General features: G+C 45.5%; 5 protein-coding genes. 4 read left to right on the top strand and 1 reads right to left on the bottom strand.

Features of this window, described 5'->3' with window-relative positions; genetic code table 11:
• Positions 1 to 105: 105 nt before the first annotated feature.
• From QUB51_RS29650 to QUB51_RS29640, 3 genes are all read left to right on the top strand, one after another.
• Complete coding sequence (locus tag QUB51_RS29650; RefSeq protein ID WP_333298372.1) at positions 106 to 2,208, top strand: hypothetical protein; 2,103 nt, start codon at positions 106 to 108, stop codon at positions 2,206 to 2,208.
• Positions 2,209 to 2,629: 421 nt separating this feature from the next.
• On the top strand, positions 2,630 to 5,032 hold the full coding sequence (locus tag QUB51_RS29645; RefSeq protein WP_333264457.1) for a hypothetical protein: 2,403 nt from the start codon (positions 2,630 to 2,632) through the stop codon (positions 5,030 to 5,032).
• A gap of 136 nt (positions 5,033 to 5,168) precedes the next feature.
• On the top strand, positions 5,169 to 5,783 hold the full coding sequence (locus QUB51_RS29640) for a hypothetical protein (protein ID WP_333212783.1): 615 nt from the start codon (positions 5,169 to 5,171) through the stop codon (positions 5,781 to 5,783).
• 107 nt (positions 5,784 to 5,890) lie between these two features.
• On the opposite strand, the gene QUB51_RS29635 is transcribed toward QUB51_RS29640, so the two are convergent.
• Positions 5,891 to 6,106, bottom strand: a complete 216-nt coding sequence (locus QUB51_RS29635) for a four helix bundle protein (protein ID WP_333212785.1) — start codon at positions 6,104 to 6,106, stop codon at positions 5,891 to 5,893.
• A 151-nt stretch (positions 6,107 to 6,257) separates the two neighbouring features.
• On the opposite strand from QUB51_RS29635, the gene QUB51_RS29630 reads away from it, so the two are divergent.
• The gene (locus QUB51_RS29630) at positions 6,258 to 8,204 is read left to right on the top strand and encodes a hypothetical protein (protein ID WP_333264460.1); all 1,947 of its coding nucleotides are present in this window, start codon (positions 6,258 to 6,260) and stop codon (positions 8,202 to 8,204) included.
• The last annotated feature ends 58 nt before the right edge of the window (positions 8,205 to 8,262 follow it).

Genomic DNA, 8,262 nt, shown 5'->3' with positions numbered 1-8,262 from the left:
TACTTAAATGGCTTAATTGGTAGACCGCCAAAAACTGCACAAGTATAAATACTTATTGCAAAAGTGACATGCTCCCGGTGCGTTTTCATTCGCTCTGACCAAGCCATGCAGCATCATCAATGCGATTTTGACGGCGATCAATTAGTGATTACGCCTGCTTCCCGAATGCCGAATATCGCCTCTGAAACCAGGCACGCTAATCAAGAGAATGAGTATGATGCAGTTGAAAAGCGAGAGAAAGTTGACTACAATAAAGCTACCGATAGTAATGGCGATCGCAAGTATACCAAATTGCGGCAAATTGCCGTAGCGATCGCCCAAAATAAAATCGGCTGGGTGGCTACCTTAATCGGGAGAGTGCAATCGTCAGCAGCACAACCGGGACAGCCAGAAAGTTTATTCAATCAACAGAAGCGGCAGCTTCTTGGAAAGCTATTTGATGGTCTGCAAATTGAAGTGGACAGTCCCAAAAGTGCTACTCGTACCGAAGACCACCACCCCACCTTATTGTCCAAGGCTAAGCAGTGGTCAGAACAGCACCCAAGCTACCTATTTGATTACAAAGACGACCCCAGGCTTTACAAAACCGTGCCATTACCTATAGGAGACGGCACCGCTATCAATTGCATTGCTAGGGAGGCTGTTAATCCAGAGTGGGAACCGACTCGTCTAAAAAGCCGCCACCGCGACGAATTTCGCTACCTGTTCGAGTCTCCTTCTGACTTAGATGAGCGAGAAAAATGGGAGAAACATTATGTCAGGTGGGCGCAAGATATTAAGGAACGCTATCGAGAAAGGATGGGTGAAATTCACTTGGAGTGCGGCGGCGATTCTAAGGCAATTAAAGAAGCTGTCAGCAAGTTATACGAGAGCTTAAGAGCCGATGTGACCGAAACTTGGACTGACCCTGAAGAACGGTTTTTAGCTGCTAGTGCGATGTGGCACGTCGAAACCGCAAATCCCAACTTAGAAGTTCCTCGCAAAGCTTGTAAGGAACTTTCTCGCCAACTGCTGATTGAATTCAACCTTGAACCTGAGTACGAGCGACTGCACGAAGCTATGCCAAAAGACACTTACGTTTTGAGCGTCCCTTTCGAGGAATTTGAACTCGACGGCAGCGGTAAGACTGTCAGGGATAAGAAGCGACAGCCAGTTGGCAAAGACTTAGCTGGACATTGGAAAGAATTGTTAGACAGCAAAGGCATTAAATATGAAGCAACTTTGCATCCGAGCCTGCCAATGGTCAATTTTGCCTTTATTGAACCCAGCGACCAACTGGTGGGAATTCTTGAGAAGAAGTTTTGCGAAAATGTCAACGACATCGACAGTTTAGACTTAACCTACCGTGATGGTCTTGGTCGCACCAAAGATGTCAGTTCACGCATTGTAGCTCCTGCAGATTATACTTGGCTTGAGTCCCAAAACCAAACACCTAAAGCAGCATTGGTTCTCAATTTGTTTACAGATGAAATTTGCCAGCAATTGCAAACCTTTCAGTTTGACAGAGCTGAACTGATTGGGCAGAAGTACAATGACTTGAAAGATGTTGACTTTAGCGCTCCAAAATGGAGGCAGAAAACATTGACTTTTGAGGTGGGATCTGTTAGCGGTAGCGGTTCGAGGCGCGACGGCAGCGCCATTGTCCTCCTTGACGGACAAGAACTAGCCATGTTCTCTGCTAATTCACCTAAATTGCCGATCGGCACTACCTTTAAAGCCACTATTGAACCCTCGCCTAAAGGCAGCGCTCTGATCTTAAACATCAACCCTAGCTCTGTGCAACTAATTGAATCAGTTGAGGAACTTTCAGAAGTCGCGCCAACTCCTTGTCAAGAGCGATCGCAATCCGTATCGCCAACCCCTTGTCAAAACAAACCGCCGTCTCAATCCCAAGACATTGCTGCCAGCCCCGCCCACCTCTCAGAATTGCTGAAAGATGCGATTTCTGAAGCATATAACCAAACTGGAGAAACTACAATTCCTGTGGGAAACTGGACAGCTTTTATTAGCAAATCTCGCAACAATCTTAGGTGTTTAGTCAGAGATGAAGCTGATAATCCGGTCTTGGCTGCTGACTTGAAAACAGGTCAAGTTATTAAGAAGCTTTCGGAAAATAGCAGCGCTCACTTTCTCAAATATATCTTAAAAATCGATGCTGAATTAGCTTCGGAATCTTCAAAATTTAGAGTTGCCGACGCACAACTTTAACGTAATTTCGGAAGTCATATTATGTCCGCTAACTAGACCGTAATTGCAATTCTATTACTTTGCTGTGGCGAATTTACAAATACCTGCTCATGCAAATCATAGAAAAAGCGCAAACCTTTTCAATGCGTGTTGCCTAAATGTGTCTTGCTTGTCGGAGGTCAAAGTCGAATGAGGCCAGAAAAGACACATTCGACTTTGACCTCCCTTGAGGACATTTGTACAACACACATTGAAGCCTGCGGTTTTATAGGTATTTTGACGGACATGATATGACACTTCTTTTGCTTCCGCTTAATCAATGCCTTCCCCCTCCGATTGGAGGGGGTCACTTTAACTCCCCAAAACCGCACTTTAGAGTGAAGTCACTAGCCATACTGCTCGAATTTCATGGGAAATATCCACTCACCCCGCCACAAAGATTATGCCCACAAAAACAGCATCCCGAAGCCGAAGCCAGGGAAATTACATCACCCCTAACACAGCGGAGGGCAAGAAAATCCTTAACTACCTAAGAAATCGCTGCGAGAAAGCTTTAGATTACTGCCTGGAAAACGGACTCACCAGCGTAGAAGATTTTGCCGATGCAATTGAAGAACTAACGGAAGCAGACGGCAAACCTGGCATTAGCGTGGAGGTCAAGCACAACGGACTCGTCCTCAGTTTGAGCGATCGACCGGAGTACGGCTCTACCACAGGAAAGTACATGATGGAACACTTGGGAGAGCCCGACGACAACCGATTTACTAAAACAGGAATTGAGGCGTTACTCGATTCGCCTCGAACTAAAACAAGGTCTAAAAAAGACAATTTACTAGATGAATTGGATGATGAGCAACCCTCCCCCAAGTCTAAATCAAAAGCGACAACCAAGTCTAAAAAAGACGATTTACTAGATGAATTGGAGGATGATGAACCCTCTTCCACGTCTAAATCAAAAGCGACAAACAAGTCTAAAAAAGACGATTTACTAGATGAATTAGAGGATGATGAACCCTCGCGTCGCTCGAAATTTAAAGCCAATACCAAATCACAAAAAAATGAAAGAGAAAGTTGGGAGGATGACGAGCCATCACCCAACTCTAAAACCAAAACTAGACCTCCCAAAGATGACCTAGAGGAGTTGGATTCGGAGGAACCACTGGTTAAATCTAAAGCCTTAAACCGCTCTCCGAGAAATCAACTAAGTGAGTTAGATGAGTTTGAAGTCAAAGAACCTCAACCTAAAGCTAAGCCTCAAACTAAAAGCCACCTTCAAAACTCTGAGCGAGAAGATTTGGAAGACGAAGAATTATCAACTAAATCCCAAGCCAAAAGAAAACTTCAGACAAATGAAGCGGTAGAAGTTGCTGAATCCTTAGCACGCACACCCTCAAAAACCCGAACTAGCCAACAGCGACCTCAAGGCAAAAAATCAAACGACCAGAACATCGATAGTATCCTCGATGCTGCTGTACAAGTTAGTGGTAGAACAGCCATTTCTGGAAGTGAGGTAGAAGGTACAACTGTCAGTGGCCTGAGCACTCAAGTTGCGGTTCTCGCTACTCTGATGGGGAAAAAAGCAGCTTCTCAAATTATAGAAGCTGCTCTTGGGGCTGGAAAAGAGCGCCAAGTTGCCGGTATTGTCAAAAGGCTCCAAGCTCAAAGCCAGCGGGCTGACTCGCTCTCCCAGCGAGTTACCAACTTGGTTGAAGCGGATTCAGTTGCAGATGCAAGGGTCGAATCCGAAGCTTTACCAATAGCTGAACCGAAGCCAGAACCGGAACAAAACATCTTACCTGAACCGGATGCCGAATTTGTCTCAACACCCGGTATGCTCTTAGCTAAAGCGGTTAGCAAAGTCCACGGAAAAGTTGATAAAATTTCCGGCAGTGTGAGAGACAACAATTCTGAAAAAACGGCTTCTATTAAGATTGACACAGAGGCGAGTTTTGAAGAACAGCTCGTACAAATAAATGAAGCACTCAACCGACTTGAAAAGCGACTCGATACCCTAGAAGAGCGAATAGAAGCTTTAGAGAACAAACTTTCTCTTCAAAGCGAGACAGGCGTTCAAGCTGCGGATGCAAAAGTAGAACCGCCCGACAGCTCGACTCCATCCCTCAGCGACCAATTCGTACAAAACGGAACAGAAATAGGTGAAACAATTTCATTAGAATCAACAATCCCAGCTAGCAGCGCTAACGCTACTGCTAAAAAAATTACTCTGACAGCCCAAAATCTTACTCAGGACTCTCAACTTGCAGCAACACTGGCAAAAATTTATAGCCTAGCTGAAGAAGAAGCAAATGCGGAAGGCATTGGATTAGAAGATGGGGTTGATTTGGGAGAAGCCAAACTTTATGTAACAAATTTTGACTCCTCTACCGCTGTCAGCTTAAAAACTAAGGAAGGCGAGGAAATGTTCTCAGCAGTACAGGATAAAACTGGAGAGTGGAAAGTGACAAACGATTTCTTGAAACCTGAAGAAAAAGAAGAACTCGATCGCTTAAAGATTTTTCAACAAGCTCTCAACCAAGAACGTTTAGCTGAAATGGTAAAGAGAAGCAATCAAGATGAAGTGAGCTTTACCGATTCCCAAGGCTCGCGCCTCGACTTTGAAGTCGAATTCAGCGATAAATCCAAGTCGAAGGGTACTGTCAAAGGCTTTAATTCTCACAGCGAGATAGTTTTTGAGGCCAGCCTCCAAAAAGGTAATGTTGAGGTACTTTTGTGCGACATTCCACCAGAAGTAGTAGAAAATCTCCTATCCCAACAGCAACTTGCTCAAAACCAGAACTCCAACAAGCAGGAAGCGAGAAAAACTGAGGCCGAGATGGAAATTTGAAATAACTTATTTCACTTGCACCCTCCAAATGGAGGGGGTCATTGTCACTCTCAAAAATCACCGTAATTGGTGATTTTGCGGGAATTAGATGCAACTAAAATTGGCATTAAAGCACTAATTTAATCGAGATAGTGACATGGCTACTTACTTAGAGCAGACAAGAACTGAACGAAATCGCAACTCATTATTACGCTGGTTAAAACAACAGAAAATTCAAGTGGGCGACATTCCCTTCCTCGGCATTTGCCTAGCCTCACTCATCTACTTCAGCCTTCACGACCCGCTCCTAATAACAACTTTAGGCTGCTCCAGCATAGTCTTTTTGAGTTTGTGGCACACCGCTAAAGCAATCCCAATTGTAGAGCGATATATCGGCTGCAAAATTCGATTTTGGCACATTACCACTGCCATCATCACCTCCACTGCACTGTGCTCCGTGCTCGATTCCCCCGCCAACGCCATCTTCCTCTCCGGCTTAGAAGAATTTATGACAGAGCTAGCAGAAGGAGCCTCTTCAGCGGGAGGCGAAGCCATTGATGCCGAGGTCATCGAACTGATTTTTAACCTCATTCGCGGAGCATTTCTTTTATTAGTAGCATCCGCGTCTCTTTTTGCTTACAACCAAGCGCAACAAGGCAATGACTGGCGACCAATTGTCACCCAAGTCGCCTTAGCTTTTGCCATTGTAATTGCCATTGATGTAATAACTTTCCTCTTCGTTGGCAATGGCGGTGGCGGAGGTGGAGCTTAGGGAAGAGTGGGAGAGGGGGAGAGGAGGAGAGGGGGAGAAGTTTGAAAACTTGCAACAACCCGATAAAAACTAGAGGGCTTCAACATCAGCTTCAGCTTCAGAATCACTTAATTTGGATACAAAGCTCCTTCATAACGCCGTTTACGCCATGCCTCAGACAAATTGGCACAAACAGAACGCGAAGACCGACGAATTTGATCTGTCAATGAATATCGTTCCTCAATAGGAAACTTTTTAGAGAGTTCAAAAATCTGCATAGCCACATCTAATGCAAGTTGATACACTTCTAAATCTCGGTGGGATTGAATTGGTTTTCTGTTCATTTCAAACTCTAATTTCTTAACTCCACTTTCTATTATCCCCTCTCCGAATCACCCCCTCTCCCCCTCTCCGAATCACCCCCTCTCCCCCTCTCCCCCTCTCCCCCTCCCCCACTCTCCCCCTCTCCCCCTCCCCCACTCTCCCCCTATTACCATGCTTAAAGACCCAGATAAAGACTTTATTTCCGTCAACAAAATTCTCGGCAAACAAGCCAGCATCGGCATCATTCCAGCGGAACAGCTAATTCCGTGGATGCTAATCACTGTAATTTCCTACATCCTCACCAACGGTCTATTCAGCTTAGGAATGCCTTGGTTTTTCATCACTGCTTTCTGGCTAATTGTAAGCTGGTGGCTCCTGACAGGTAACAAACCTCACCTTTTTGTAGACAGGTTTAGACCTCCGCCGGGGAATGAGTGGTACAACGGTAATCTTTTATACCTTTCTCCCGTTCCCCAACACCGACCAAACCCAATTCGCCACCGAATCAGCGATTCACAAGTCCGAGTCAAACTTAAACCCAAAGTTGCTCCCACTCAACAAGGAGGTAACAGCCGACTTATGCCCTTCCAAAACTACCAAAACCTCCTGTGTTTAGTCACTATCAAAAAGGATGGTCGAGAAGTTTCTGGTTACTTACTGAATGAAGGCAGTCAATACCAAATTGTATTCGGATTCGAGACGGCTGGCTTTCACAACATTCTCTACCGTCATGAAGTAAACAATGCAGCCACAGCCTTAGAAGAAGGGCTAAAAGACATTCCCCCAGGCGAAAAAATGACCTTTCACACCGGCTGCTACAGCAGCGATTGCGTTCGCCAACAACAGTTAACTGAATTGGCTGACAACTGTCACCTCAAACCCATTTCTGTACTCGTTCGTAACGAACAGAAACGCATTCAAGAACTCAACTTAGCAGGCACCAGACAACTGTGGAACCAAACTATTTTCTGCACTTGGACATTCAACGCTCAATCTGGCTCCAAATCCAACGACCCTCTGAGTAAATTCATCAATGGAATTATCAACACAGCCAACAGCATTGCTGCACAATTTACAGGGAACCAGCGCATCTACTCTGAACGCTTTTACAAACAACTGCTGCTCGACGCTTTCGAGCAAGGCTATATCCGGTGGGAACTCTTGCTAAACACCAAAATTGGACTGGAAATTCAACCCATGAATGCCCAAGCATTGTGGGGATGGCTGTGGCAAAAATTCAACAGCGCACCCGTACCCCCTATTCCCCAACTTCTCACCTTAAAAGAAACCGCGTCGGACTACAAACTAACCGAAACTCTCAACAGTCACAAACACGCCTGCACCATTTTAATTGAAGGTATGAGCGGCCGTTCGAGCTGCCCAGAACACAGAAAAGCTAGCTCACGCATTTTGCTCCCCGGCAGAAACGCAGAATGCGGCGTGCTAACAATGGAAGAGGGCCCCGGCGGCTGGCTCAATACTAGAGAACAACTGCAATGGCTCTGGAAAATTATGAGCAACAGCTACGTCCGCGATACTGAAGCCGTTGTCGAAATTAGCGCCGCTCCCAACTTTATTATTCAAGACAACTTAGCAAGGCAAGCTAAACAATCAAAAAGTGCCAAAAAACGCGCTTTAGAAAAAGGTCAAGGTCGCGATGTAGGAGCAGAAGTCAAACAGGAAGAATCCTTTGAAGCCCAGAAAAAAATGTACAAAGGTGCAAGAGCAATTCACGCTGCTGTCACCTTCTTAGTCTACCGACCAACCCCGGAGCAACTAACACACGCTTGCCAAATGCTCTCCCACAGCTTCGGCTCTGCCAAGGTATTAAGAGAGCGCAATATTGCTTGGCAACTGTGGCTAGAAACTTTGCCCATTACTGTAAGCTGGCTGTTGCACAGCAGTTCGCTAATTAACGAACGCCGCCTCACCTTAGACACCGAAACTGTCCCCGGTATTTTGCCCTTAACTGCTGTAAGGGACATCGACTCAAAAGGAGTTGAATTCATCACCAAAGGCGGCAAACCTACGTGCATTGACCTCATGCACAATCAAACCAGCCGCGCCGTTATTACAGGTGAATCCGGTTGCGGTAAAAGCAGGGTAAACGCATCTTAATTTCAACCTCAAACATGATAAGATGAAGTGTTTAGCTAAATCAAGTGCGTAATTGATA

The organism is Microcoleus sp. AT8-A3 (assembly GCF_036705675.1).
Lineage (GTDB): Bacteria > Cyanobacteriota > Cyanobacteriia > Cyanobacteriales > Microcoleaceae > Microcoleus.
This window is presented reverse-complemented; position numbering and strand designations above follow the sequence as displayed.

Coding starts and splice junctions, on each gene's coding strand:
- QUB51_RS29645 (WP_333264457.1), top strand. CDS start 2,630: ATGCCCACAAAAACAGCATCCCGAAGCCGAAGCCAGGGAAATTACATC.
- QUB51_RS29640 (WP_333212783.1), top strand. CDS start 5,169: ATGGCTACTTACTTAGAGCAGACAAGAACTGAACGAAATCGCAACTCA.
- QUB51_RS29635 (WP_333212785.1), bottom strand. CDS start 6,106: ATGAACAGAAAACCAATTCAATCCCACCGAGATTTAGAAGTGTATCAA.
- QUB51_RS29650 (WP_333298372.1), top strand. CDS start 106: ATGCAGCATCATCAATGCGATTTTGACGGCGATCAATTAGTGATTACG.
- QUB51_RS29630 (WP_333264460.1), top strand. CDS start 6,258: ATGCTTAAAGACCCAGATAAAGACTTTATTTCCGTCAACAAAATTCTC.